This is a genomic window from Pseudarthrobacter sp. As-47 (assembly GCF_058215595.1).
Window position 1 is genome coordinate 1,303,671 of record NZ_CM177088.1, and the last position, 25,682, is coordinate 1,329,352.

Annotated in this window: 24 protein-coding genes and 1 tRNA gene; 24 read left to right on the plus strand and 1 reads right to left on the minus strand. The window is 66.4% G+C overall.

Annotated features, from left to right (window positions below; genetic code table 11):
* Position 1 precedes the first annotated feature (1 nt).
* Positions 2–337 carry a succinate dehydrogenase, cytochrome b556 subunit gene (gene sdhC / locus AC4BCK_RS06060; protein ID WP_013600284.1) on the minus strand — a complete coding sequence of 112 codons (336 nt, stop codon included), beginning with the start codon at positions 335–337 and terminating at the stop codon, positions 2–4.
* A gap of 341 nt (positions 338–678) precedes the next feature.
* On the opposite strand from sdhC, the gene AC4BCK_RS06065 reads away from it, so the two are divergent.
* From AC4BCK_RS06065 to AC4BCK_RS06180, 24 genes are all read left to right on the plus strand, one after another.
* Positions 679–1,812: a mannose-1-phosphate guanylyltransferase gene (locus AC4BCK_RS06065; protein ID WP_174175464.1), complete on the plus strand. Its 1,134-nt coding sequence runs from the start codon at positions 679–681 to the stop codon at positions 1,810–1,812.
* A gap of 56 nt (positions 1,813–1,868) precedes the next feature.
* Positions 1,869–3,068, plus strand: coding sequence for an amidohydrolase (locus AC4BCK_RS06070; protein WP_174175466.1), 1,200 nt, complete (start codon positions 1,869–1,871; stop codon positions 3,066–3,068).
* Positions 3,069–3,169: 101 nt separating this feature from the next.
* Positions 3,170–3,604 carry a MarR family winged helix-turn-helix transcriptional regulator gene (locus tag AC4BCK_RS06075; protein ID WP_066274351.1) on the plus strand — a complete coding sequence of 145 codons (435 nt, stop codon included), beginning with the start codon at positions 3,170–3,172 and terminating at the stop codon, positions 3,602–3,604.
* 50 nt (positions 3,605–3,654) lie between these two features.
* Positions 3,655–4,083 (plus strand): organic hydroperoxide resistance protein, encoded by a 429-nt coding sequence (locus AC4BCK_RS06080; protein ID WP_174175468.1) that lies wholly within the window; start codon positions 3,655–3,657, stop codon positions 4,081–4,083.
* The gene (locus tag AC4BCK_RS06085; RefSeq protein WP_174175470.1) at positions 4,080–5,090 is read left to right on the plus strand and encodes an NADP-dependent oxidoreductase; all 1,011 of its coding nucleotides are present in this window, start codon (positions 4,080–4,082) and stop codon (positions 5,088–5,090) included. The genes AC4BCK_RS06080 and AC4BCK_RS06085 overlap by 4 nt, the downstream gene beginning before the upstream one ends.
* 255 nt (positions 5,091–5,345) lie before the next feature.
* Positions 5,346–6,455, plus strand: a complete 1,110-nt coding sequence (locus tag AC4BCK_RS06090) for a BMP family lipoprotein (RefSeq protein WP_425515550.1) — start codon at positions 5,346–5,348, stop codon at positions 6,453–6,455.
* A 177-nt stretch (positions 6,456–6,632) separates the two neighbouring features.
* A complete protein-coding gene (locus tag AC4BCK_RS06095; RefSeq protein ID WP_364272883.1) occupies positions 6,633–8,216 on the plus strand; it encodes an ABC transporter ATP-binding protein in 1,584 nt (527 codons plus the stop codon).
* Positions 8,209–9,582: an ABC transporter permease gene (locus AC4BCK_RS06100; RefSeq protein ID WP_174175474.1), complete on the plus strand. Its 1,374-nt coding sequence runs from the start codon at positions 8,209–8,211 to the stop codon at positions 9,580–9,582. Before AC4BCK_RS06095 ends, AC4BCK_RS06100 begins: the two co-directional genes overlap by 8 nt.
* Positions 9,579–10,904 (plus strand): ABC transporter permease, encoded by a 1,326-nt coding sequence (locus tag AC4BCK_RS06105; protein WP_363938056.1) that lies wholly within the window; start codon positions 9,579–9,581, stop codon positions 10,902–10,904. Before AC4BCK_RS06100 ends, AC4BCK_RS06105 begins: the two co-directional genes overlap by 4 nt.
* A 97-nt stretch (positions 10,905–11,001) precedes the next feature.
* Positions 11,002–11,352 carry a cytidine deaminase gene (locus AC4BCK_RS06110; RefSeq protein WP_246255938.1) on the plus strand — a complete coding sequence of 117 codons (351 nt, stop codon included), beginning with the start codon at positions 11,002–11,004 and terminating at the stop codon, positions 11,350–11,352.
* Positions 11,349–12,692, plus strand: coding sequence for a thymidine phosphorylase (locus AC4BCK_RS06115; protein ID WP_364272880.1), 1,344 nt, complete (start codon positions 11,349–11,351; stop codon positions 12,690–12,692). The genes AC4BCK_RS06110 and AC4BCK_RS06115 overlap by 4 nt, the downstream gene beginning before the upstream one ends.
* A 6-nt stretch (positions 12,693–12,698) precedes the next feature.
* Positions 12,699–13,328: a DedA family protein gene (locus AC4BCK_RS06120; RefSeq protein ID WP_174175478.1), complete on the plus strand. Its 630-nt coding sequence runs from the start codon at positions 12,699–12,701 to the stop codon at positions 13,326–13,328.
* A gap of 123 nt (positions 13,329–13,451) precedes the next feature.
* On the plus strand, positions 13,452–14,180 hold the full coding sequence (locus AC4BCK_RS06125) for a DedA family protein (protein WP_174175480.1): 729 nt from the start codon (positions 13,452–13,454) through the stop codon (positions 14,178–14,180).
* A gap of 39 nt (positions 14,181–14,219) precedes the next feature.
* Positions 14,220–15,350: an adenosine deaminase gene (locus AC4BCK_RS06130; protein WP_174175482.1), complete on the plus strand. Its 1,131-nt coding sequence runs from the start codon at positions 14,220–14,222 to the stop codon at positions 15,348–15,350.
* Positions 15,343–16,068: a MazG nucleotide pyrophosphohydrolase domain-containing protein gene (locus AC4BCK_RS06135; RefSeq protein WP_377086270.1), complete on the plus strand. Its 726-nt coding sequence runs from the start codon at positions 15,343–15,345 to the stop codon at positions 16,066–16,068. The genes AC4BCK_RS06130 and AC4BCK_RS06135 overlap by 8 nt, the downstream gene beginning before the upstream one ends.
* A gap of 133 nt (positions 16,069–16,201) precedes the next feature.
* Positions 16,202–17,482, plus strand: coding sequence for a phosphopyruvate hydratase (gene eno, locus AC4BCK_RS06140; protein ID WP_104185398.1), 1,281 nt, complete (start codon positions 16,202–16,204; stop codon positions 17,480–17,482).
* Positions 17,483–17,621: 139 nt separating this feature from the next.
* Positions 17,622–18,308, plus strand: coding sequence for an FtsB family cell division protein (locus AC4BCK_RS06145; protein WP_251422378.1), 687 nt, complete (start codon positions 17,622–17,624; stop codon positions 18,306–18,308).
* Positions 18,309–18,336: 28 nt separating this feature from the next.
* Entirely contained in the window at positions 18,337–19,008 is a 672-nt protein-coding gene (locus AC4BCK_RS06150) for a DUF501 domain-containing protein (RefSeq protein ID WP_174175487.1), read from the plus strand.
* Positions 19,005–19,952 (plus strand): Ppx/GppA phosphatase family protein, encoded by a 948-nt coding sequence (locus AC4BCK_RS06155; protein ID WP_363938049.1) that lies wholly within the window; start codon positions 19,005–19,007, stop codon positions 19,950–19,952. Before AC4BCK_RS06150 ends, AC4BCK_RS06155 begins: the two co-directional genes overlap by 4 nt.
* A 4-nt stretch (positions 19,953–19,956) precedes the next feature.
* Positions 19,957–21,354: a S8 family serine peptidase gene (locus tag AC4BCK_RS06160; protein WP_174175491.1), complete on the plus strand. Its 1,398-nt coding sequence runs from the start codon at positions 19,957–19,959 to the stop codon at positions 21,352–21,354.
* A 59-nt stretch (positions 21,355–21,413) separates the two neighbouring features.
* Positions 21,414–22,895 (plus strand): NAD(P)/FAD-dependent oxidoreductase, encoded by a 1,482-nt coding sequence (locus tag AC4BCK_RS06165; RefSeq protein ID WP_400511412.1) that lies wholly within the window; start codon positions 21,414–21,416, stop codon positions 22,893–22,895.
* Positions 22,896–23,049: 154 nt separating this feature from the next.
* Entirely contained in the window at positions 23,050–23,994 is a 945-nt protein-coding gene (locus tag AC4BCK_RS06170; RefSeq protein WP_490566745.1) for an N-acetyltransferase, read from the plus strand.
* A 20-nt stretch (positions 23,995–24,014) separates the two neighbouring features.
* Positions 24,015–24,088: transfer RNA gene (locus AC4BCK_RS06175), tRNA-Leu, on the plus strand.
* A gap of 209 nt (positions 24,089–24,297) precedes the next feature.
* A complete protein-coding gene (locus AC4BCK_RS06180) occupies positions 24,298–25,653 on the plus strand; it encodes an ABC transporter substrate-binding protein (protein WP_174175497.1) in 1,356 nt (451 codons plus the stop codon).
* Positions 25,654–25,682: the final 29 nt, after the last annotated feature.

Genomic DNA, 25,682 nt, shown 5'->3' on the forward strand with positions numbered 1-25,682 from the left:
CTTAGTGACCTCCCAGGGCGAGCGACAGGTGGCGGATGGAGAAGGCGACCATGGTGACCAGCCAGAGGCCCAGGACTGCCCAGAGCATCTGCCGCTGGTACTTGGCACCCTTCTTCCAGAAGTCAACCGCGATGATGCGCAGGCCGTTGAACGCGTGGAAAACAATGGCGGCAACAAGGCCGGTCTCGCCCAGGGCCATAAGGGGGTTCTTGTACGCACCGATCACGGCGGTGTAGGCCTCGGGAGACACACGCACCAAGGAGGTGTCCAAAACGTGGACCAACAAGAAGAAAAAGATCACTACACCGGTAATGCGGTGTCCTACCCAAGACCACATGCCTTCACGGCCGCGGTACAAGGTGCCAGCTGGTTTTGTCGGCACTGATAAACCTCCCTGCAACACAGCGGCGCTGGCATGAGATCCACGCGGGGGGAACGCCTGCTGCGAGAGCACTCGTAGCTCAGGCCTAAATCTAGGCTCCGCTAACAGCTTATTCAATTTAGGAGCTCCTTGGTGACCAGCAGTGGCGCGGATCTTCCAAAATTATGAGACAAAGGACACACTGCCCGCAGGCCGGTCCTCCGTGCGGGACTGCCGGCTGCCGGCATTCGCGCGATTGTGGCGGCGGAAACCGGCTCCGAAGGCGGCGCGCCGGGGTTCCGCTAAAGTAGGCGGTGATGAGTACAGACAAAGTGACAAGCCCGGCATCACCCCTTGACCGCTTCATTGCGGTGATCCCGGCCGGCGGCGTGGGGACCCGCCTCTGGCCCCTGTCACGCGCCGCAGCTCCCAAATTCCTTCACGACCTCACCGGCTCGGGCAGTACACTCCTGCGCGCCACCTATGACCGGTTGCAGCCGCTGGCCGGACGCAGGGTGCTGGTGGTAACCGGAAAGGCCCACAGGGACGCAGTGTGCCGGCAGCTTCCCGAAGTCCAGGATTCGGACCTGGTCCTCGAATCCGAGCCGAAGGACTCCGCGGCCGCGATCGGCCTTGCCGCGGCCATCCTGCACGAACGCGACCCGGACACGATCATGGGTTCGTTCGCTGCCGACCAGGTGATCAGCCCGGACAACCTCTTCCAGCAGGCCGTCCGCGAGGCCATCCACACGGCCGCCGCCGGCAAGATCGTGACCATCGGCATCAAGCCCACCCACCCCTCCACCGGGTTCGGCTACATCCGTTCCGGCCAGGAACTGCACATCGAGGGCGCGCCCAGCGCCCTTGACGTGGTGGAGTTCGTGGAAAAGCCGGACGAGGAAGTCGCCCAACAGTACGTGGACAGCGGCAACTACGTGTGGAACGCCGGGATGTTCGTGGCGCCGGTGGCGCTGCTGCTCAAGCACCTTGAAGCCAATCAGCCCGAACTGTTCCGGGGCCTGCAGGAAATCGCCCAGGCCTGGGACACCCCCGCCCGTGACGAGGTCACCGCCCGGGTGTGGCCCACCCTGCCCAAGATCGCCATCGACTACGCGGTTGCCGAGCCTGCCGCCGAAGCCGGGGACGTCGCCGTCGTGCCCGGATCCTTCCGCTGGGACGACGTCGGGGACTTCGCCTCCGTGGGCCGGCTCAACAGTGCCAAGGAAGTGGATGACGTCACGGTGCTGGGTGAAGGCGCACGCGTCTTCACGGAGAACTCCAGCGGTGTGGTGGTTACGGACACCAAGCGCGTCATTGCCCTGATCGGCATCCAGGACGTCGTCATCGTTGACACGCCGGACGCGCTCCTGGTGACCACCATGGCAAACTCCCAGCGGGTGAAGGCCGCCGTGGACGCCCTCAAGGCCAGCGGAGACACCGACGTCCTTTGATGTAATCCTGCGACCGTGATGGCCGGTAATCAGCTGACCCTCGCTAGAGTGAAACAGTGCGCAACTACACTACCGAAGCCGAGCCCACCGACCTGGTGGCTCCGTGGCTCGAGCCCCTCCTCCCGGAACTGATCGACTTCCGGCGGGACCTGCACGCGCATCCGGAACTGTCCTTCAAGGAGTTCCGCACCACGGACAAACTGGCCGAGCGGCTCGAAGCCGCGGGACTCACGCCCCGCCGCCTGGAGGGAACCGGCCTCACGGTCGACGTGGGGGAGGGGCCCATCGCCACGGCTCTTCGCGGTGACATTGACGCCCTGCCCATCATCGAGGAAACAGGCCTGCCGTTCGCCTCGAAGAACCATGGCGTCACGCACGCCTGCGGCCATGACGTCCACACCACCACCATGCTGGGCATCGCCCTGGTGCTGCACCGGATGCACCAGGAAGAGCCGTTGGGTGCCACCGTCCGCATCATCTTCCAGCCCGCCGAGGAAACCATGCCCGGCGGCGCGCACGCCTGCATCGAGCAGGGGGTGCTGGAGGGCGTTCCGCGGATCCTGGCACTGCACTGCGACCCGCGGATCGAAGTGGGCAAGATCGGTACCCGCATCGGCGCCATCACCTCAGCCTCCGACACCATCCGCATCGAACTGTCGGGGCGCGGCGGACACACCTCCCGCCCGCACCTGACCGAAGAACTGGTGTTCGCGCTGGCGCAGATTGCGGTCAACGTGCCCGCCGTTCTCTCGCGCCGGGTGGATGTCCGCAGCGGGGTCTCCGTGGTGTGGGGCCAGATCTCAGCGGGATCCGCACCCAACGCAATTCCCGGCACCGGCTACATGGCGGGAACCATGCGCTGCCTGGACCGCGACGCCTGGCACGAGGCCGGCGAACTCCTGGACGAGGTGGTCCACCAGGTTGCGGCACCCTACGGCGTGGACGTCCGGCTCGAGCACACCAGGGGAGTCCCCCCGGTGGTCAACTCCGAGCATGAAACAGCCATCATCGAAGCGGCCGCCCGTGCCGAAATCGGTGAAAGCGCCGTGGTCCTGACGCCGCAGTCCATGGGCGGGGAGGACTTCGCGTGGTTCCTCGCCGAACTTCCCGGCGCCATGATGCGGCTGGGCACAAAGACGCCCGGCGGCGAGGAGTACGACCTGCACCGCGGTGACTACATCGTGGACGAGCAGGCTCTAGGCCTGGGGATCCGGGTCCTGACCGCCGCGGCGCTGCGCACCATCCGCCACGGGTAGGCCCGCGCCGCCCGCCGTCGTCGGGCTTTCACCTCACACCAGACTGTTCGCGTCCTTCACCTAAGTTGTGCACAACTTACTTGTGTACTATCGTTTTCTTCATGACCGATGCACCCAGGCTGGACCACCAGGTCTGCTTTGCGCTCTACTCCGCTTCCCGGGCCGCCACCGCGGTGTACCGCCCGGTCCTCGAGGAGCTGGGCCTCACCTATCCCCAATACCTCGTCATGCTGGTGCTGTGGGAAAACGAACCCCGCGGCGTAAAGGAGATCGGCGAAGAGCTCGGCCTGGACTCCGGCACCCTGTCGCCGCTGCTGAAGCGGCTGGAGGCCCTGGGGCTCTGTGAACGCCGCCGGTCGGGCGAGGACGAGCGCCGCGTCGCCATCCACCTCACCCCCGCGGGGCGGGAGCTGAGCGGCAAGGCCGGCGCCATACCGCAGCGGCTCGCCCAGGCCGCGGGGCTTACCGCGGAGGAGCTCGACCAGCTGCGCCACACGCTTGGGCGCCTGACCGCCGCGCTGCACGACGCGCACTGACGGCACCGGCTTCGGAACTTTTCATTCCATCAACAGGACGGATACAACCCGTGAAAACCCTCTACACTGCCGAGGCACTCGCCTCGGGCGAAGGACGCGACGGCACTGCGCGGACCAACGACGGCAAGCTGGATGTCACCCTGTCCAGCCCCGTCGAACTGGGCGGAAGCGGCCAGGGGACCAACCCTGAGCAGCTCTTCGCAGCCGGATACGCCGCCTGCTTCCACTCCGCCCTCCGGCTGGTGGGCCGCAAGGAACAGGCCGACCTGACCGACTCCGCCGTTGCCGCGAAGGTCCACCTGGGCCAGCTGGACGGCGCCGGCTTCGGGCTTGCCGCGGAGCTGGAGATTGCGCTGCCGGCCCTGGACCTGGCCACCGCGGAAGCGCTGGTCGCCAAAGCCCACCAGGTCTGCCCGTACTCCAACGCCACCCGGGGCAACATTTCCGTAGACATCAAAATCCTGGAGTTCGCCGCATGAGCCTCCCATCCGTAACCCGCGAAATCCAGCTGGCCTCCCGGCCCGTGGGCCGTCCCGTTCCGGAGAACTTCCGGCTGGCCGAGTCTCCGCTGCCGGAACTCGGGGACGGCCAGATCCTGGTCCGCAACCTGTTCATCTCGGTGGATCCCTACATGCGCGGCCGCATGAATGACGTGAAGTCCTATTCCGCCCCGTTCGCCCTGGACAAAGCGCTCGACGGCGGCGCGGTGGGCGAGGTGCTGGCGTCCCGTTCCGGACAGCACAAGGAGGGGGACGTCGTCGTGCATTCCCTCGGCTGGCGGGAGTACGCGGTGGTTGAGGGGAACGCGGCCACCAAGGCCGACACCGGGCTGGCACCGGCGCCCGCGTTCCTCGGGGCCCTGGGGATGACCGGACTCACGGCTTATACAGGGCTGCTGAAAGTTGCGGAGTTCGCTCCGGGAGATGCGGTATTCGTCTCCGGTGCGGCAGGAGCCGTGGGCTCGCTGGTGGGCCAGATTGCCAAGGCAATGGGTGCTTCACGCGTTATTGGCTCGGCGGGCTCGCCCGCCAAGGTGGCCCGACTGCTGGAGCTCGGCTTTGATGCCGCCTTCGATTACCACGACGGGCCGGTGCGGGAGCAGCTGGAAAAGGCTGCGGGCCCCGGCGGTATCGACGTGTACTTCGACAACGTGGGAGGGGAGCACCTTGAAGCCGCCCTGGCCGTCCTCAACGTGGGCGGACGCGTGGCCATGTGCGGCGCCATCGCCCAGTACAACTCCACCGAGCCGACCCCGGCGCCCCGCAACCTGATGCTCGCCATCGGCAAGCAGCTGACCCTCAGGGGTTTTCTGGTGGGCGGCCAGCGGCAGCACGCCGCGGAGTTCGCCGGGAAAATGGCGGGCTGGCTGGCCGACGGCACTGTCCGCTACGACGAGACCATCGTTGAGGGCTTGGACAACGCTCCGCAGGCCTTCATGGACCTCCTCGACGGCGCCAACACCGGAAAAATGCTGGTCCGGCTCTAAGGCGGACCGCCCCCGCCCAACCAGGAGGGGTGCCGCATCCCCGCGGCGCCCCTACTCGTTGGTAACAACTTGTAAACAATCTTCGGGATACCCTGCCGCCGTGCTACGGGCACGTGGCGCAGGCCACTAATGTTGGTGCCATCAGTGCGCTCCGGCGCAGTGCTGCGTGCCCTCAGTGAAAACAGAATTTCAGTGCAGAAACGGACACTCATTGAATTCGAGCCGTAGCGCCTCTCTCTTCATCCTGGAGGAAAATTGAAGAACTCACTGCGTGCAAGTTTCAAGCGGGGTTCAATGGCCGGCGTGGCTACCCTCGGTGCTTCGGCGCTTCTGTTGACCGCCTGCGGCGCAGCACCCGAAGCCGGAAGCTCCTCGACGGCCGAAGCCAGCGACTACACCGGCTGCATCGTCTCCGACTCCGGCGGGTTCGATGACCAGTCCTTTAACCAGTCCTCCTATGAGGGGCTGAAGAAGGCCGAGACCGACCTGGGGATCAAGGTCAACCAGGTCGAGTCCAAAACCAACAACGACTTCGAGCCGAACCTGCGCGCCATGGTCAGCGCCGGCTGCGACCTCACCGTCACGGTGGGGTTCCTGCTGGGCGACGCCACCAAAGCCCAGGCCGAGGCCAACCCGGACAGCCACTTCGCGATTGTGGACTTCGGTTACGAAACGCCTATCGCCAACGTCAAGCCGATCATCTACGACACCGCCCAGGCCGCGTTCCTCGCCGGGTACCTTGCAGCCGGCACCACCAAGACCGGCACGGTTGCCACCTTCGGCGGCATCAAGCTTCCCACCGTCACGATCTTCATGGACGGCTACGCGGACGGCGTCAAGTACTACAACGAGCAGAAGGGCAAGGACGTCAAGCTCCTTGGCTGGAACAAGGAAGCCCAGGACGGCAGCTTCACCGGCGACTTCGAGAAGCAGGACGTGGGCAAGCAGCTCACCCAGAACTTCCTGGACCAGGGCGCAGACATTGTCATGCCCGTAGCAGGTCCGGTAGGCAAGGGCGCAGGCTCCGCACTCAAGGAAGCCAAAGCTGCCGGCAAGGACGTCAAGCTGATCTGGGTTGACTCCGACGGCTACCTGACGGCCCCCGACTACAAGGACATCATGCTGTCCTCCGTCATGAAGACGATGGGCGACGCCGTGGAGGCCGTGGTCAAGGATGACAAGGAAGGCAACTTCGACAACACCCCGTACGTTGGCACGCTGGCCAACGACGGCGTCCAGCTGGCACCGTTCCACGACCTCGACTCCCAGGTCCCCGCGGAACTGAAGTCCGAGCTTGAGCAGATCAAGAAGGACATCATCGACGGGAAACTGAAGGTCGAATCCGAGGCAAGCCCGAAGGCCTGATCCCTGCCTGAGCGCCACCCCCGGCCGGTCACCGACTGGCCGGGCGGTGGCGCTTTTTGCTGGCTGCCCCGCACCGGACCGCAGCCCGCGTATACCAGGACTGCACCCACTAGGCTGGTGCTGCAGCCACATATCCCGTCCGGTCGATCACCGGACGCTTCGAGATTGGTCAGAGTTTTGAAACTTGAACTCAGAGGGATCACTAAACGCTTCGGCACCCTGCTTGCCAACGACCACATCGACGTGGTGGTTGAGCCCGGACAGATCCACTGTCTCCTGGGTGAAAACGGGGCTGGCAAATCCACGCTCATGAATGTGCTGTACGGCCTTTACGAACCGTCCGAGGGCGAAATCCTCGTTGACGGCAAGCCCGTCTCCTTCCGCGGCCCCGGTGACGCCATGGAGGCAGGCATCGGCATGGTCCACCAGCACTTCATGCTGGTCCCCGTCTTCACCGTCGCGGAGAACGTGGCGCTCGGCGCGGAGCCCACCAAGGCCGCCGGGTTCCTCAACCTCGACGAGACGCGCCGCCGGATCAAGGAGATCTCCGATCAATACGGCTTCGACGTCGACCCCGATGCCCTGGTGGAGGACCTGCCCGTGGGCGTCCAGCAGCGGGTGGAAATCATCAAGGCGCTGGTCCGCGACGCCCAGGTCCTCATCCTGGACGAACCCACCGCGGTCCTGACACCCCAGGAAACCGACGAACTGCTGGACATCATGCGGCAGCTCAAGTCCGGCGGGACGTCCATCGTGTTCATTTCGCACAAGCTGCGGGAAGTCAAGGCAGTCTCGGACACCATCACCGTGATCCGGCGCGGCAAGGTGGTAGGGACGGCTGACCCGGCTGCTTCCACCACCGAACTGGCGTCCATGATGGTTGGCCGCGCCGTCAGCCTCACCCTGGACAAGGCCCCGGCGCAGCCCAAGGAAAAGACGTTCGAGGTCCGGAACCTTACCGTCATCGCCCCCAATGGCCAGCACGTCGTGGACGGACTCAGCTTTGACATTGCCCGCGGAGAAATCCTTGCGGTAGCCGGCGTCCAGGGCAACGGCCAGACCGAACTGACCGAGGCGATCCTCGGCCTCCAGGAACGCGTCCACGGGTCCATCCTGCTGGACGGGCAGGAACTCCTGGGCCGCAGCGTCAAGGAGGTGCTGAACGCCGGCGTCGGCTTTGTCCCCGAAGACCGCTCCGTTGACGGCCTGATCGGCACCTTCTCCATCGCCGAGAACCTGATCCTGGACCGGTACGATCAGGCGCCCTTCGCCAGGGGCATCAGCATGAGCCCGGCCAGGGTGCTGGAGAATGCCAAGAGCCGGATCGAAGAGTTCGACGTCCGAACCCCGTCGGGTGCACTTGCCGCCGGAACACTGTCCGGCGGCAACCAGCAGAAAGTGGTGATGGCCCGCGAGCTGTCCCGCCCGCTGCGCCTCTTCATTGCCTCCCAGCCCACCCGCGGCGTGGACGTGGGGTCCATCGAATTCCTGCACAAGCGGATTGTTGCCGAACGGGACCAGGGCACGCCGGTGATGATCATCTCCACCGAACTGGACGAGGTCATGGAACTGGCTGACCGGATCGCCGTGCTCTACAAGGGCAAACTCGTGGGCGTGGTCCCGGCAGGCACCAGCCGCGACGTCCTGGGCCTCATGATGGCCGGCATCCCGCCGGAGGAACATGTCCACACCACCCAGGCGGCAGAGGCCGCGGACACCACCACCAGCACCTCCGACGCCGAAGGAGGCGACCATGTCTGAAAAGCAGCCACCCCAACACGCTGAAGGCGAGCCCGCCGGGCGGGCGCAGCAGCCAACCCCCGCGGCGGAGGAAACCGCCGCAATCGTATCCGTTGATACCGCCGGCGGCGCCATGGAACCGTCGGCCGTCCCTGCTACCGCCCAGAGCGGCCAGCTCCCGGGCGGTCCCGACACCCTGCTCCGGAAAATCTTCACCGGCAGCGGCATGGTCTCGGTTCTTGCGGTCCTGCTGGCCCTGATCATCGGCGGGCTGCTCATCGCCAGCACGGACAAGCAGGTGGCCACCACGGCCACGTACTTCTTTGCCCGGCCCACCGATTTCCTGGCGGCCGTCTGGAACGCGGCAACACGGTCCTACATTGCCCTGTTCCAGGGCTCGGTCTTCAACCCCCGGGGGAACGGGCTGGCAGCCCAGTTCGCGCCCTTCATGGAAACCCTCACCATCGCCACGCCACTCATCACGGCCGGCCTGGGCGTTGCCCTGGCATTCCGGGCAGGCCTTTTCAATATCGGCGCGCAGGGCCAGATCATCGTGGCCGGCATCCTGGCCGCCTGGGTTGGGTTCGCGCTCGACCTGCCGATGGGCCTGCACCTGCTCCTGGTCCTGGTGGCGGGGATCATCGGCGGTGCCTTCTGGGGCGGACTGGTGGGTGTTCTCAAGGCCCGGACCGGTGCCCATGAGGTCATCCTGACCATCATGTTCAATTACATCGCACTGTATTTCCTGCGGTACCTCCTGAACACTCCGGCCTTCCAGCGGCCGGGGGAGTCGAACCCCATCTCGCCCATCCTGGATCCCACTGCCGTTTATCCGCAGATCTTCGGCAGCCAGTACCGGCTCCACCTTGGCTTCCTCCTTGCCATAGCTGCCACCGTCCTGGTGTGGTGGCTCCTGAACCGCTCCACGGTGGGCTTCGAGTTCCGTGCCGTGGGGGCAAACCCCAAGGCAGCGCAGACTGCAGGTATCAACGTGTCCCGCTCCACCATCCTGGTCATGGCCCTTGCGGGGGGCCTGGCCGGCATGTCCGGCGTGGCGCAGGTGGCGGGTACGGAGAAGGTCCTTACCGACGGTGTGGCCGCCACCTACGGCTTTGACGCCATCACGGTTGCCCTGCTGGGGCGCTCGTCGCCGTGGGGCACTTTCGCGGCCGGCCTGCTGTTCGGCGCCTTCCGCGCCGGAGCTGTCCAGATGCAGATCCAGACCGGAACCCCCATCGACATTGTCCTGGTGGTCCAGTCCCTGATTGTCCTGTTTATTGCGGCGCCGCCGCTGGTCCGGGCCATCTTTGGCCTGAACCCCCGCCGCCGGAAGCCCGCCCGCCCGGCCAAGTCCCGCGAGGCAGCAACCACCGGAGGTGCAGCATGAGCACGACAGTATCCTCATCCAGGCCCGGCAACCCGCAGCCCGGAAACGCCGGCAAGGATGCTGCCGCCGCCACTGTCTCCGCCAAGCCCGTGGGCTGGAAGACGCCGGTATTCTTGGCCGCCTTCGCGCTGATCTCACTTGTGTTCTTCGGGCTGCTCGCACCCAACCAGACTGCAAGCTTCGGGATCTCCACGGGCAGCGACTTCTTCCAGCTGCCGGCCATCCAGGTGAACGCCTTCGCCGGCGGCCTGGTGCTGTCCATCCTCCTGCTGGGACTGGCGGCCTACGCCATCTACCTCAAGACCAGGGACAAGCCCGTCCCGGGCTGGCTCACCGTGGCGTTCATCGTCCTGTTCGTGGCCGCGTTCCTCATCTGGGTGGTGGGCGGCGCCCGGACGCCCAGCATCTCCCTGGCCGGGCTCATCGCCGGCTCCGTTACCCTGGCCGTTCCGCTGGTGTTCGGATCACTGTCCGGCGTCCTGTGCGAACGGGTGGGCGTTGTGAACATCGCCATCGAGGGCCAGCTGCTGGGCGGAGCGTTCACCGCCGCGATCATAGCCAGCATGACGCAGAACCCCTTTATCGGGCTGCTGGCCGCAGCCGTGGCCGGTGCCGCGGTCTCCATGGTGCTGGCACTGTTCAGCATCAAGTACCTGGTCAACCAGATCATCGTCGGCGTGGTCCTGAACGTGTTGGTCTCCGGTGTGACAGGCTTCCTGTTCAGCACCGTGATGCAGGCCAACAAGGCCCAGTTCAACTCCCCGCCAGGGCTGGACATCATCGAGATTCCCGTCCTGTCCAGCATCCCGGTCATCGGTCCCATCCTGTTCCGCCAGTCCCTGGTTGGCTACCTGATGTACATCGCCGTCCTGGTGGTCTGGGTAGGCCTCTTCAAGACCCGGTGGGGACTCCGCGTGCGGGCTGTCGGCGAGCACCCGCAGGCCGCGGACACCCTGGGCATCAACGTGAACGCCACCCGGTTCTGGAACGTCACCCTGGGCGGGGCAGTGGCCGGCATCGGCGGGTCCTTCTTCACCCTGGTGGCCATCGACAGCTTCACCAAGGAGATCTCCGGCGGCCGCGGCTTTATTGCCCTGGCGGCCCTGATCTTCGGCCGGTGGAACCCGATCGGGGCCTTCTTCGCCGCGCTGCTGTTCGGATTCGCGGACAACCTGCAGAGCATCGTCACCATCATCGGCACACCGGTTCCCAGCCAGTTCATGGCCATGCTCCCATACCTGGTAACGGTCCTGGCGGTGGCGGGGCTGGTGGGCAAGTCCAGGGGACCCGCGGCCAGCGGCATTCCGTATGTCAAGGGCTGACGGCGTGGACGTGCCCGCAGGCGTGGGCGGTGCCGCAGATGTCGGCGCGGCCCGGCCGGTTGACTGGGAGGCCCTGAAGGCGGCCGCCGTCGCGGCGATGCGCCACGCCTACGTCCCCTATTCGAAGTTCCCGGTGGGCGCCGCGGCCCTTACCGGCGACGGCCGCCTGGTCAGCGGCTGCAACGTGGAGAACGCCAGCTACGGCCTCACCCTGTGCGCCGAGTGCGCGCTGGTGGGCAACCTGCACATGACCGGCGGCGGACTGCTCCGGGCGTTCTACTGCGTGGACGGGGACGGCAACATCCTGATGCCCTGCGGACGCTGCCGCCAGTTGCTGTACGAGTTCCGCGCTCCGGACATGGAGCTCATGACCACCCAAGGCATCAAGACGATGGACCAGGTGTTGCCCGACGCCTTTGGTCCCCAACACCTGGAGGAAACACCGTGACTGACAAGGGGGCACAGACCCACGCAGTGGACAACCTTGCCGAACCGTTCGACGCCGTCGACATCATCCGCGTAAAGCGGGACAAAGGTGTCCTCAGTCCGGAGCAGATCGACTGGACCATCGACGCCTATACCCGCGGTGCGATCGCCGACGAGCAGATGGCCGCCCTGAACATGGCCATCCTGCTCAACGGCATGAACCGCACGGAGATTGCCCGCTGGACGGCGGCGATGATCGCCTCCGGCGAGCGGATGGACTTCTCCAGCCTGCGCAGGCCCGACGGCGGCCTGAAGTACACGTCGGACAAGCACTCAACGGGCGGTGTGGGGGACAAGATCACCCTGCCGCTCGCGCCCCTGGTGGCGGTCTTCGGGGTGGCTGTTCCGCAGCTCTCTGGCCGGGGGCTTGGCCACACCGGGGGCACGCTGGACAAGCTCGAGTCCATCCCGGGGTGGCGTGCGTCCCTCAGCAATGACGAGATCCTGGCGCAGCTCCAGGACGTGGGCGCCGTCATCTGCGCCGCCGGGGCCGGCCTGGCGCCCGCTGACAAGAAGCTCTACGCGCTGCGGGATGTCACCGGCACGGTGGAGGCCATCCCCCTGATCGCCTCGTCCATCATGAGCAAGAAAATCGCCGAAGGGACCGGCTCGCTGGTCCTCGACGTCAAGGTGGGCAGCGGCGCGTTCATGAAGGATGAAGCCAGGGCGCGCGAGCTTGCCGAGACCATGGTGGCCCTTGGCAAGGACGCGGGCGTGAACACCGTGGCGTTGCTCACCAACATGGACACCCCGCTGGGACTGACGGCGGGCAACGCCATCGAGGTTGAGGAATCCCTGGAGGTGCTGGCCGGCGGCGGTCCTGGCGACGTCGTGGAGCTGACCGTGCGACTGGCTGAGGAGATGCTCGCCTGTGCGGGAGTTACCGACGCCGATCCCGCCGCCGCGCTCAAGGACGGCCGTGCCATGGACGTCTGGAACCGGATGATCGAAGCGCAGGGCGGGAACCCGAAGGCCAAGCTGCCCGCCGCCCGCGAGTCCGAAGTGGTGTACGCCCCGGCGGACGGGGTGCTCGTGGAACTGGACGCCCTCGCCGTCGGTGTCGCAGCCTGGCGCCTCGGAGCCGGGCGTGCCCGGAAGGAGGACGCAGTCCAGGCAGGCGCGGGAGTCCGGATGCACGCCAAGCCCGGGGCCCTGGTCCGGGCGGGGGAGCCGCTGATGACCCTGCTGACGGACACCCCGGACCGGTTTGCGCGGGCCAAGGAAGCGCTGGAACATGCAGTCGTCATTGCACCGGAGGGATCCAGGCCGGCACAGCGGTTGATCATCGACCGAATAGCATAGGGATCCATGCAGGCCATCAATGACTTCATCCTTGCCGCCGCCGGACAGCCGTGGGTGCTGTTCGTCGTCCTTGCGTGCTGCATCATTGACGGCTTCTTTCCACCCATTCCCAGCGAATCGGTGGTGGTGGGCCTGTCCGCAGTCGCCGCCACCGCCGACGTTCCAAACCCCTGGCTGCTGATGCTGGTGGCCGCCCTTGGTGCCTTCTCGGGTGACAACATCGCGTACCTGATTGGCCGCCGGGTGGGTACCCGGCGCTGGGCGTGGATGCGCGGGCCAAGGATGCAGAGCGCCTTCCGGTGGGCCGGCAGGGAACTGCGCAAGCGGCCGGCGTCGCTGATCCTGGTGGCGCGGTTTGTCCCGATCGGCAGGGTGGCGGTCAACCTCACCGCCGGCGTAACGCACTACCCGCACCTGCGCTTCGTGGGGCTGACCATCCTTTCGGCAACCCTCTGGGCCGGGTACTCGGTGGGAATCGGGCTGTTCTTCGGCCAATGGTTCGAGGACAACCACCTGCTGGGGGCGGTCATCGCCATTGTGTGCGCGGTGGCGCTGGGGATCGTCGTTGACCTGGTCATCAACCGCGTCCGGCGGCGGCCGCCAATGGTGGAGCGGATGAAGGAACCCGAAGCGTAGGTGAAGCGTTGTTCCAGCAGGCAGGGGCGTAGCGAAGGCGCCCTGGCCATGGGACACTAGAAACGATTTCCGCCTGGCTGGGCCACTGACGGCCACGCCAAATTGCATAGGAGCAAGACCCGCGTGGAGTTTATTAATGAGGCCGTGCTCCATGCAGCGGGTCAGTGGTGGATCTACCCGCTCCTGCTCATGTTCTTCTTCGTTGACGGCTTCGCCATGGTGGTTCCCAGCGAAACCCTGATCGTGGCCCTGGCGGCCTTTTCCCGGCACAGCGGTGAACCGAACCTCTGGATCCTGGGCTTCACCGCCCTGGTTGGAGCCATCGCCGGGGACAACATGGCCTTCATGCTCGGCAGGCGCATCGGCCTGAAACGGTGGAAATGGATGCGGCGCCCCAAAGTGCAGAAGGCCTTCAGCTGGGCCCGCTACGAGCTGGACAAGCGCGGCGCCGTGCTGATCTTCACCGCCCGTTACATTCCCTGGGGCCGGGTTGCCGTCAACTACGTGGCAGGCAGCACGGGATTCCCGCACCGCCGCTTCTTCCTGCTCGACGCTTTCGCCTGCGTCACCTGGGTGGGCTACTCCATCGGCATCGGGCTCCTGGCCAGTTCATTTCCATGGCTGCACCACAATCCGCTCCTCAGCGCCGGCATCGCGGTGGTCTTCGCCATCGTGCTGGGCGTCCTCCTGGACCATGTGCTCCGGCTCTGGCACAAGCACCTCGCCCGGAACGACGCGCAGGAGGTCGACGGGTGGCTCGACGGCGGCCCCGCCGGCGCCCGCAGCCCAGGGAACGGCGGCGCGGCGCACTTTGCTTCCGCGGCCGGGGACGGCGAACCGGCAGCCAAGTAGCGGCTGGCTTTGGGCTCCTGCCCACCCTAATGTGGGAACGTGACTGAGCCCATTGTTGACGCTGCCCCTGCCATCGATTTCGACCTGAAGAACCTGCCCAAGGTCTCCCTCCACGACCACCTGGACGGAGGACTGCGCCCGGCCACCATCATCGAGCTGGCGGAAGCCGTGGGGCACACGCTGCCTTCCACCGATCCCGTTGCGCTGGGCGAGTGGTTCCGGGAATCCGCCAACTCCGGTTCACTGGTCCGCTACCTCGAAACCTTTGACCACACCGTCGCCGTCATGCAGACCCACGAGGGCCTGTACCGCGTGGCGAAGGAGTTCGTTGAGGACCTCGCTGACGACGGCGTGGTGTACGGCGAGGTGAGGTGGGCGCCCGAGCAGCACCTCCAGAAGGGCCTCTCACTGGATGAGGCCGTCGAGGCCGTGCAGGAAGGCCTGGAAGCCGGCGTCGAGGCCGTGGGGGAGAGCGGACGCGAAATCCAGGTGGGCCAGCTCATCACCGCCATGCGCCACGCGGACCGTGGCCAGGAGATCGCCGAACTTGCCGTCCGCCACCGCAACAAGGGTGCCGTAGGGTTCGACATCGCCGGAGCCGAGGACGGCTTCCTTCCCTCCCGCTTCCGCGACGCCTTCACCTACCTTGCACAGCACAACTTCCCCGCCACGGTCCACGCCGGCGAGGCCGCCGGGCTGGAGAGCATCCAGTCCGCGCTGGTAGACGGCCGCGCCCTCCGCCTGGGCCACGGCGTCCGGATCGCCGAGGACATCATGGTGGAGTTCGAGGACGACGCCGAGGACACCGTTGGCCTGGTCACCCTGGGCGACCTCTCCAGCTGGATCCGGGACCGCGGCATCGCCCTGGAAATCTGCCCGTCCTCCAACCTGCAGACCGGGGCGATTGCCGGCTTCGGCGAGGGCATCGAGAGCCACCCCCTGGACATGCTCTACCAGCTCGGCTTCAACGTCACCATCAACACCGACAACCGGCTGATGAGCGGGGTTACGTTGACGGACGAGTTCGACCTTCTGGTGGAAACCTTCGACTATGACCTCGACGACCTGCTGGAGCTGACCCTCAACGCCGCCGAGGCCTCCTTCCTTCCGCTTGAGGAAAAGGAAGCCCTGGTGGAGTACATCAACGACGCCTACGCCAACCTTGGCTAGCCAGCCGGACGCGGGCAGCATCCCGGCAGGGGAGGTGCAGGAGCTTCTCTATGTGATTGCTGCCCTGCGGGAGCACTGCCCCTGGATGGGGGCGCTCACCCACGCATCCCTCGTGGAGTACCTCCTCGAAGAGGCCTTTGAAGTGGCCGAAACGATCGAGGCCGCCGCGCCCGCCGGAGTGCGGGAAGCGGCCGGGCCGGTGGATGTACAGGGAATCGACGACGACGAGCTGCTGGGTGAGCTGGGCGACGTCCTGCTGCAGGTGGTGCTGCACGCACGGCTCGCCGAGGAACGTGGAGCTTTCACGTTCGACGACGTCGCACGCGGCCTGAGTGCCAAAATGGTCCGCCGGAACCCCCATGTCTTCCGCCGGGACGGCTCACTGCAGGACACCTTTCCCGCAACGGTCCAGGAGATCGTGCAGAAGTGGGACGCCGTGAAGCGGGCCGAACGGCCTGGACGGCGGGACCCTTTCGCGGGGATTCCCCAGGCGCTCCCGGCGCTCGCCCGGGCACAGAAATCCATCGACCGGGCAGCACGGGCCGGAGAAGCCCTGCCGCCTGAGGCTCCCATCCCCGGCACGGAAGAAGAACTCGGGGAGCTGCTGCTCGCCGTCGTGCATTCCGCCCGGACCAGCGGATTCGATGCGGAGCGTGCCCTGCGCGGCGCCGTCCGGCGCTACCAGCAGCGCGTCCCCCAGCAGCACCACCAGGGATAGCCGCGCCATCATGACGTCCGGGCGCTGGATAGGTTTCCGTAACCCGGACCACTCTCGACTACGCTGGTCTGTGACGAGTACGTCGAGTCTTTCTGTTAGATCCCCCCGTTAATCGCCCATAAGGAGCAAATTCATGGCGCTTATCGATGCCATCCACGCCCGCGAGATCCTCGATTCCCGTGGCAACCCGACCGTAGAAGTTGAGGTCCTGCTCTCCGACGGCCAGATCGGCCGCGCAGCAGTTCCCTCCGGTGCTTCCACCGGCGAGCACGAGGCCGTTGAACTGCGCGACGGCGACAAGGGCCGTTACCTCGGCAAGGGTGTCCAGAAGGCCGTTGACGCGATCATCGACCAGATCGCTCCGGCCCTGACCGGGTTCGACGCCACCGACCAGCGCAGCATCGACCAGGCCATGCTGGACCTGGACGGCACCCCGAACAAGGGCAAATTGGGCGCCAACGCCATCCTGGGCGTGTCCCTGGCCGTGGCCAACGCAGCCGCCGCCTCCGCCGACCTGCCGCTGTACAAGTACCTCGGCGGCCCGAACGCCCACGTCCTGCCCGTCCCGCTGATGAACATCCTCAACGGTGGCAGCCACGCCGATTCCGACGTCGACATCCAGGAATTCATGGTTGTCCCGCTGGGTGCCGAGACCTTCTCCGAGGGCCTCCGCTGGGGCGTTGAGGTCTACCACGCCCTCAAGTCCGTCCTCAAGGAAAAGGGCCTGGCCACCGGCTTGGGCGACGAAGGCGGCTTCGCGCCGAACCTGCCGTCCAACCGTGCGGCACTGGACCTGATCCAGGAAGCCATCAAGAACGCCGGCTACACCCCGGGCAAGGACATTGCCCTGGCCCTGGACGTTGCCTCCTCCGAGTTCTTCACCGACGGCGCCTACCAGTTCGAAGGCAAGTCCCTGACGTCGGCCGAGATGAGCGCCTACTACGCCGAGCTCGTGGCCGATTACCCGCTGGTGTCCATCGAGGACCCGCTGGACGAGAACGACTGGGACGGCTGGAAGACCCTCACCGATTCCATCGGCGACAAGGTCCAGCTCGTTGGCGATGACCTGTTCGTCACCAACCCCTCCATCCTGCAGCGCGGCATCGATACCAAGACCGCCAACTCGCTGCTGGTCAAGGTCAACCAGATCGGCTCGTTGACCGAGACGCTGGACGCCGTCAGCCTGGCCCAGCGTGCCGGCTACACCACCATCACCTCGCACCGCTCCGGCGAAACCGAGGACACCACCATCGCCGACATTTCGGTGGCCACCAACGCCGGCCAGATCAAGACCGGCGCTCCGGCCCGCTCCGAGCGCGTCGCCAAGTACAACCAGCTGCTGCGCATCGAAGAGGAACTCGACGACGCCGCACGCTACGCCGGCCGCGCTGCCTTCCCGCGTTTCAAGGGCTAGTAGCCGCGTAAAACAATCAGCGGTGGCTATGGTTGAAGGACCATAGCCACCGTTGCTGTTTCAGCAGCACGTGTCATAGCAGTACGTGTTCCAGCCCCGATAGTGGCGGCCCAGGCAGGCTGCGTGTTTCAGGAGTGTCATGGCTACCCGCCGTCCCAAAGTCCCCAAGGTTGCCCCAGCCCGTTCCGCACAGGAAGCTTCCGACGGCGCGGACGTCATCCGCGCAGACTTCGGCCCGGGCAAGGACTCCGGCTCCGCGGGGACACCACGGGAATCCGCCGGTGCGCCGTCAGCCGCATCACCGGCAGGACGCCGGGAACCGCACGGCCGCAAGGACGCCGGGCAGGCAGCCCGCCGCAAGGGGAGCAGCGCCACCCCAGGCACGGCACCACGTGACGGCACAAAAGACGCAGACGAAGCACCGGAAGACCAGCAGCCCGTTCCGGCCAAGGCGTTCTCCGGACGAATGCTCGCGCTGGCCGTGGTGATGGTTGCCATCACCATCATGCTCGCGCCCACAGTCAAGATCTTCTTCGACAAGAAGGCTGAGATCGACGCGCTGAACGCCGACATCGCCGCCCGCCAGGCCGAGGGCGACGCCCTCCGGCAGCAGGTTTCGCGCTGGCAGGACCCCAACTACGTGAAACAGCAGGCACGCGACCGCATTAACATGGTTATGCCGGGAGAAACCGGCTACTGGGTTTTCGGCAGCGACCTGCCGGCCGGAGAGACCAGCAGCCAGCCCGGTGCAGCAGCACAAGACCCCGCCGATCTGCCGTGGGTGGATTCCCTGTGGGAGTCCATCACGCGCGCGGCTACAGACTGAACCGCAACAGGAAGGACGGCCCGCCACAGTGGAACACAACACGGCAGCCGCCCGGGACGAATCCCGCCAGCCATCAGCACACGACCTTGAAGTACTGAGCCGCCAGCTGGGACGGCCGGTCCGTGACGTGGTGGAGATTCCTGCACGCTGCATCTGCGGCAATCCGCTGGTGGCCGCCACCGCTCCGCGCCTCAGTAACGGGACACCGTTCCCCACTACTTTCTACCTGACCCATCCGGTCATCACCTCAGCGGTTTCGCGGCTTGAGGCCGCGGGCGTCATGAACGAGATGAATGACCAGCTGGCGGCCGATGAGGACTTGTCTGCGGCCTACCGCTCGGCACACGACGCCTACCTGGCAGCCCGCAATGCCATCGGCGAACGGTCCGGGATCGGGGCGGTCCCCGAGATCGACGGCATATCTGCCGGGGGCATGCCCACCCGCGTCAAATGCCTGCATGTCCTGGTGGGCCATTCGCTGGCCGCCGGCCCGGGGGTAAACCCCCTGGGCGATGAAGGCCTGGACCGGATCAAGGAATGGTGGACCGCCGACAGGTGCTACTGCGAGGGAGCCTGGGACACCGCCGGTGAAGCCCCTTCGCGGGACCTCAGCCGCCATGGACCGCAGGGACTGCCGGACATCGTCGGCCGGCCCGCCCCCGTCCGGAAATCCGCAGCCACCGCGGAGGCCCCGGAATGACGCGCGTTGCAGCCATCGACTGCGGCACCAACTCCATCCGCCTCCTGATCGCAGACATCGAACGCAGCAATGGAGCCACCGCACTCCAGGATGTGGTGCGCGAGATGCGCGTGGTCCGGCTGGGCCAGGGAGTGGACGCCACGGGGGAGCTCGCGCCGGAGGCCCTCGAACGCACCTTCGCCGCCACCGCTGACTATGCGCAGCTGATCCGGGACCATGGAGCTGAGAAGGTGCGCTTCGTGGCAACGTCGGCCAGCCGGGATGCACGGAACCGGGACGATTTCGTGGACGGAATCCGGAACCTGCTCGGCGTGGAACCTGAAGTGATTTCAGGCGACGAGGAAGCAGCACTGTCCTTCGCCGGCGCCAGCAGCGTCCTCCCCATCCTGGATGGCCAGGAAGTGCTGGTGGTGGACCTGGGCGGCGGCAGCACCGAATTCGTGCTGGGCACGGCCAGCGGGGTCACGGCGGCTAAGTCCGTGGACATCGGATGCGTCCGGCTGACCGAACGGCACCTCCGGGACGATCCGCCCACCGCCCAGCAGATAGCAGCGGCGGAAGCCGACGTGGACGCAGCCATCGCCCGCGCCCGCCAGGACGTTCCGCTGGAACGCGCCACCGCCGTCGTCGGTGTTGCCGGTTCCATCACCACCATCACCGCGCATGCGCTCGGACTGGCCGAATACTTGCCCGAAGCGATCCATGGCGCCGAACTGCCCCTGGACACCGTTCGTGCCGCCTCCACCGGCCTCCTGGAAATGCCCAGGGACCGGCGCGCCGCCCTACCCTACATGCACCCCGGCCGGGTGGACGTCATCGGCGCCGGCGGGCTCGTGTGGCGGCGCATCCTTGAACAACTGGGCGAGCTCACCGGCGGCCGCATCACCACGGCCACCGCCAGCGAGCACGACATCCTCGACGGCATCGCCCTGAGCATCGGCTGACCGGATGCACCCCGCCATTTCACGCACCGCCCGCCTGCCCCGCGCCGCAGCCTCAGCTCTGCTGGTGCTGGTCCTTGCGGCGTCCTGTCTGGGCTTTGGCCTCTGCTCCGCCCCCGCCGCGCAGGCGGATGAGTGGCGGGACAAGCAGTACTGGCTTGCCGAGTCCGGCATCACCAAGGCCTGGGAGGTTTCCAAGGGCGCGGGCGTCAAGGTGGCCGTCATCGACAGCGGTGTGGACGCGGAGCACCCGGACCTGAAAGGCGCAGTGGCCGGGGGCTATGACGCGTCCGGTTCGGGCCGGCCGGACGGGCAACAGGGAGTGGGCATCAAGCCGGAACACGGCACCCTCGTGGCCACCATGCTGGCAGGACGCGGCCACCAGCCGGCCAGCCCCAGCCCGAGTCCCAGCGCCAGCCCCACGGCCGCCCCCGCCAACCCGGCGCCCGATGGCATCGTGGGTGTTGCCCCGGAAGCCCAGATCCTCTCCGTGTCCACCTGGCTGGGCTCAACCAACCCCTCGGGCAAGAGCGACCAGGACCAGATCCCCGAAGCCGTCCGCTGGGCCGTGGACAACGGCGCCAGGGTCATCAACATCTCCCTGGGCAGCACCACTCCGCAGTGGCCGCAGAGCTGGGATGCGGCGTTCCTGTACGCGGAGCAGAAGGATGTGGTCATCGTTGCTGCCGCCGGAAACCGGGTGGGCGGCAATATCCAGGTGGGGGCTCCGGCCACCATCCCCGGCGTCCTCACCGTTGCCGGGCTGGACCGCCAAGGTGCGGCAAGCGTCGACGCGTCCTCCCAGGGCATCAGCATCGGCGTGGCTGCGCCGGCAGAGAACCTGCTCGGCGGCCTTCCCGGCGGTGGCTACGCCGAATGGGCAGGCACCTCCGGCAGCACTCCGATTGTCGCGGGCGTGGCTGCGCTCATCCGCTCCAAGTGGCCGTCCATGAGCGCGGAGCAGGTCATCAACCGCATTGTCTCAACGGCCAAGGATGCCGGCGCCCCCGGCAAGGACCCGCTGTACGGCTTTGGCGTGCTGAACGCCGAGGCAGCCCTGAAAGACACGGTCCCGGAGGCTGCCGGCAACCCGCTGGGTTCCATCGCCGAATGGATCCGGGTGCACCGCAGGGGGAACCTCGCCACTCCCGCCCCGCTGCCCACCACGGACGTCCCCAGCGCTGTTCCCACGCTGCCGGAAGCAACGGTGCCGGCAGCGGAGCCGCCGTCCCAGCGCGACAGCGCCATTGGCGCCTCCGTGGTCATCGGTTTTGGTGTGCTCTTCGTCGCCATCGTCGGGGCGGCAGCAGTCCAGCTGCGGCGGGCCGCCAGGAACCCTGCGCTGCCCGGGGAGGACGCAGATACCGGTGCCACAGAGGCGGTGGAAACCGGCCCCAAAACCTAGGCTGCGGGCGTCCCAGCCAGTTAGTGAAGATTTTCACAAACTGTTGTATCCTTAGACCCATGGCAACCACCCCAGAGCTCCAGGACCGTCCCAGGGTACTCGTCGTCGGCGGCGGGTACGTCGGCCTGTACGTAGCACTCAAACTGCAGAAGAAGATCGCGAACGCCGGTGGCATCGTCACCCTCGTGGATCCACTGCCCTACATGACGTACCAGCCCTTCCTCCCCGAGGTAGCAGGCGGCAACATCGAGGCCCGCCACGCCGTGGTATCCCACCGCCAGCACCTCAAGCAGACCGAACTGATCCAGGGCCGCGTCACCTCGATCGACCACGCCAACCGCACGGCCGTTGTGGCCCCCGCTGACGGCGGCGCACACTTCGAGGTTCCCTACTTCGACGTCGTGATGGCTGCAGGTGCCATCACCCGCACCTTCCCCATCAAGGGACTTGCGGACAAGGGCATCGGCCTGAAGACCATCGAGGAAGCCGTTGCGCTGCGCAACAAGGTCCTCGAGCGCATCGAGGTCGCCTCCACCATGACCGACCCGGCTGCCCGTGCACGGGCCCTGACCTTCGTGGTGGTGGGCGGCGGCTTCGCCGGCATCGAGTGCATCACCGAAATGGAAGACCTTGCCCGGGCCGCCGTCCGGAACAACCCGCGCATCAAGCAGGAGGAAGTCCGCTTCGTCCTGGTCGAGGCCATGGGCCGGATCATGCCGGAAGTCACCGCAAAGCAGGCGGAATGGGTTGTGGAGCACCTCCGCAGCCGCGGCATTGAGGTCCTCCTCAACACGTCCCTGGACAACGCCGAGGGCAGCCTGAAGCTCATCAACCTTCCGGACAAGACCCCCGCGCAGGAGTTCGAAACGGACACCCTCGTGTGGACCGCTGGCGTGCAGGCCAACCCCATGGTCCGCTCCACCGACTTCCCGCTGGAGCCCCGCGGCCGCGTCCGCGTCCTGCCGGACCTCCGGGTTGCCGGCGACGAAGGCATCATCGACAACGCCTGGGCAGCCGGCGACGTCGCCGCGGTTCCCGACCTGACCGGCAAGGGCCTCCCGGACGGCACCTGCGTCCCCAACGCCCAGCACGCGCTCCGCCAGGCCAAGCGCCTCGCCAAGAACCTGTGGGCTTCCCGCTGGGACAAGCCGCTGAAGGATTACAAGCACAAGAACCTGGGCGCAGTGGCCGGCTTCGGCCAGTGGAAGGGCGTTGCCAACATCAACCTGGTGGGCAGCATCGGCCTCAAGGGTGCACTCGCCTGGCTGGCACACCGCGGCTACCACGGCATGGCGATGCCCACCTTCGAGCGCAAGTTCCGCGTGATCTTCAACTGGATCATCAGCTTCTTCACCGGCCGCGACACTACGCAGCTGATGGACCTGGACAACCCGCGCGGCGCGTTCGTCGCAGCAGCCACCCCGGCCCCCAAGCCGGCTGCCGCTCCGGTGCCGGCCCCCGCGGGCAGTGGTTCCGGTTCCTCGGCGGTCTCCCCGGCCGCTGCCGAGGCCAAGGAAACGGTCTCGGCGAAGGCCAAGTAAAGGGCTGTACGCCCCTGCGCTGTAATTTACGACGGCGGCTGTCCCCTGTGCGGGGCAGCCGCCGTTGGCATCCCCGGACGTTTGCGTCTCAACCAGGTGCATCCCGCCGCGGCGCTGCCCGCCAGCGCCGGTTGCGGCCTCCTAGACTGGCACCATGACTGGCGAGAAGAACCTTGAGGCGCTGCTGGCAGCGATGCATCCGGTGCAGCGCGGCGGCGAATACGTCTATGCCATGTGGCCGGAGGGAAGGCCCCTGGTGCCGGGCATCGAGGCAGCGGTCCTCGAAGCTGAGGGCCTGACGGTGGTGCTGCCCCGGGCAGTGGCTGACAGGGAAGGCCTTGGCTACGACTTCGTGGGCGCCTGGATCACCCTGGAGGTCCACTCCGCGCTGGAGGCGGTAGGCCTGACGGCCGCTGTCAGCAGGGCGCTTGCCGAGGCCAGGATCAGCTGCAACGTGCTGGCCGGCTTCCACCACGACCATCTGCTGGTTCCGGTCGCTGACGCGCCACGGGCCCTGGAGGTACTGGCCGGGCTGTCCGCAGGCAGCAGGCAGGTGCCACGGCCCGAGCTGCTGGTGCGCAGCGAGGGGCCCGAGGACCGCGCGGCCATCCTGGCCCTGACGGCCGAGGCCTTCGCGGTCTCCCCGGCCACCGGCCTGAAGGCGGAGGGCGAACCTGTGGAGGTGAGAGTACTTCGAGGCCTCTTCGAGTCCAAGGAGTACCTGCCCGAATTCAGCCTGGTGGCGGTCCTGGACGGCGAAGTGGTGGGCCACGTCATCAGTACCCGTGGCTGGGTGGGCGACCATGGGCTGCTGGGCCTGGGTCCCCTCGGAGTCACGCCCAGGCACCAGCGGCACGGTCTCGGGTCGGCGCTCATGAAGGAGACCATCCATCGGGCAAACGCGGCGGGGGAGAGCGGCATTGCCCTCCTTGGCAGCCCCGAGTACTACTCGCGTTTTGGTTTTGTGCCTGCCACTTCGCTGGGGGTACTGCCGCCTGACGAGGCGTGGGGCGACTACTTCCAGCTGCTGCCCCTGGCGCTCTGGCCCGGCGGCGTCCACGGCACCTTCCGGTATGCCGAACCCTTCGCGCTCGCCTGACGGGATACCATTGACCGGGCGCCCCAGTAGCCCAATTGGCAGAGGCAGCGGACTTAAAATCCGCGTGTTGTGGGTTCGAGTCCCACCTGGGGTACGCAGCAGCTTAAGCAAGGCCAGGAACGTAAGCCGTCCGCACAGCGGGCGGCTTCTTCCATTTAATTCCACATATGCAACTACTGTTATAAGGATGTGACCTCAGTCACTTATCTTCGGCTCCGATTTGCATTAGCTTGAAGCTAAATCAGGAACACCTGATTTTTCGTGTCAAAGGCCGTTCGCACCTTTAGATCGAGGAGCTCGTAAATGACTTTATTCCCCCAGGCGGGAACCCGTGTTGCCAAGCTGACAGCGCTTGGCATCGGCGTCGCCTTTATGGCAACGGCTTGCGGCGGTTCGTCCACACCCACGGCAACCGAATCCTCTGCCACCGCAGAAGCGGCAGGAATTGCCTGCCCCGCAACCGAGGGCAGTGGAGGCGCTGCCGCCAGCCAGCCTGCGGAGACCCCCTCGGTGCCGCCGTCAACCGGCTCTACTGAAACCCCGCTACGGATTGGTTCGCTCCTTCCCACCACCGGTTCGCTGGCGTTCCTCGGCCCGCCCGAAATCGCCGGCGTCAACCTTGGCATCGACGAAGTCAACAAGGCAGGCGGCGTCCTGGGCAAGCCGGTCGAAGTGATCCACCGCGACTCCGGTGACACCAAGACGGACATCGCCACCCAGTCCACGTCCGCGTTGCTGGGCCAGGGCGTCAGCGCCATCATCGGTGCGGCGTCCTCAGGTGTGTCCAAGACGGTCATCAACCAGATCACCGGCGCCGGCGTCATCCAGTTCTCGCCCGCCAACACCTCCCCGGACTTCACCACCTGGGATGACAAGGGCCTGTACTGGCGTACGGCACCCTCCGACGTCCTGCAGGGCAAGGTGCTCGGCAACTACATGGCCACCTGCGGCGCGCAGACCGTGGGCATGATCGTCCTGAATGACGCGTACGGCACGGGCCTGGCATCCAACATCAAGTCGGCCTTCGAGGCGGCAGGCGGCCAGGTTGTGGCGGAGGAACTCTTCAACGAGGGCGACACCCAGTTCAGCAGCCAGGTGGACAAGATCATTGCGGCCAAGCCGGATGCCATTGCCCTGATCACCTTTGACCAGGCCAAGAGCATTGTCCCGCTGATGACCGGCAAGGGCGTCAAGGCCACCCAGATGTTCCTGGTGGACGGCAACACTTCCGACTACAGCAAGGACTTCCAGCCGGGCACCCTGAAGGGCGCACGGGGCACCATCCCGGGCACGTTCGCCCAGGAGGACTTCAAGAAGAAGCTGCTGGCCATCGACCCGGCCCTCAAGGACTACAGCTACGCCGGCGAGTCCTACGACGCCGTGAACCTCATCGCGCTGGCCGCAGAGGCAGCACAGAGCACCAAGGGCGTGGACATCGCGGCCAAGCTCAAGGAAGTCTCTGAGGGCGGTGAGAAGTGCACGTCCTACGCTGCCTGCGTCACGCTGATCAGGGAAGGCAAGGATGCGGACTACGACGGCCAGTCCGGCCCCGTGACCTTCTCCGAGGCCGGTGACCCGACCGAGGCTTACATCGGCATCTACGAGTACCAGGATGACAACAAGTACACCGCTGTGAAGGAAGAGTTCGGCAAGCTGTAAGCGCCGTACCTGAAACACAAGGAAGCCCC

Coding starts and splice junctions, on each gene's coding strand:
- sdhC (WP_013600284.1), bottom strand. CDS start 337: ATGTGGTCTTGGGTAGGACACCGCATTACCGGTGTAGTGATCTTTTTC.
- AC4BCK_RS06065 (WP_174175464.1), top strand. CDS start 679: ATGAGTACAGACAAAGTGACAAGCCCGGCATCACCCCTTGACCGCTTC.
- AC4BCK_RS06075 (WP_066274351.1), top strand. CDS start 3,170: ATGACCGATGCACCCAGGCTGGACCACCAGGTCTGCTTTGCGCTCTAC.
- AC4BCK_RS06085 (WP_174175470.1), top strand. CDS start 4,080: ATGAGCCTCCCATCCGTAACCCGCGAAATCCAGCTGGCCTCCCGGCCC.
- AC4BCK_RS06100 (WP_174175474.1), top strand. CDS start 8,209: ATGTCTGAAAAGCAGCCACCCCAACACGCTGAAGGCGAGCCCGCCGGG.
- AC4BCK_RS06105 (WP_363938056.1), top strand. CDS start 9,579: ATGAGCACGACAGTATCCTCATCCAGGCCCGGCAACCCGCAGCCCGGA.
- AC4BCK_RS06110 (WP_246255938.1), top strand. CDS start 11,002: ATGCGCCACGCCTACGTCCCCTATTCGAAGTTCCCGGTGGGCGCCGCG.
- AC4BCK_RS06120 (WP_174175478.1), top strand. CDS start 12,699: ATGCAGGCCATCAATGACTTCATCCTTGCCGCCGCCGGACAGCCGTGG.
- eno (WP_104185398.1), top strand. CDS start 16,202: ATGGCGCTTATCGATGCCATCCACGCCCGCGAGATCCTCGATTCCCGT.
- AC4BCK_RS06145 (WP_251422378.1), top strand. CDS start 17,622: ATGGCTACCCGCCGTCCCAAAGTCCCCAAGGTTGCCCCAGCCCGTTCC.
- AC4BCK_RS06155 (WP_363938049.1), top strand. CDS start 19,005: ATGACGCGCGTTGCAGCCATCGACTGCGGCACCAACTCCATCCGCCTC.
- AC4BCK_RS06160 (WP_174175491.1), top strand. CDS start 19,957: ATGCACCCCGCCATTTCACGCACCGCCCGCCTGCCCCGCGCCGCAGCC.
- AC4BCK_RS06165 (WP_400511412.1), top strand. CDS start 21,414: ATGGCAACCACCCCAGAGCTCCAGGACCGTCCCAGGGTACTCGTCGTC.
- AC4BCK_RS06170 (WP_490566745.1), top strand. CDS start 23,050: ATGACTGGCGAGAAGAACCTTGAGGCGCTGCTGGCAGCGATGCATCCG.
- AC4BCK_RS06180 (WP_174175497.1), top strand. CDS start 24,298: ATGACTTTATTCCCCCAGGCGGGAACCCGTGTTGCCAAGCTGACAGCG.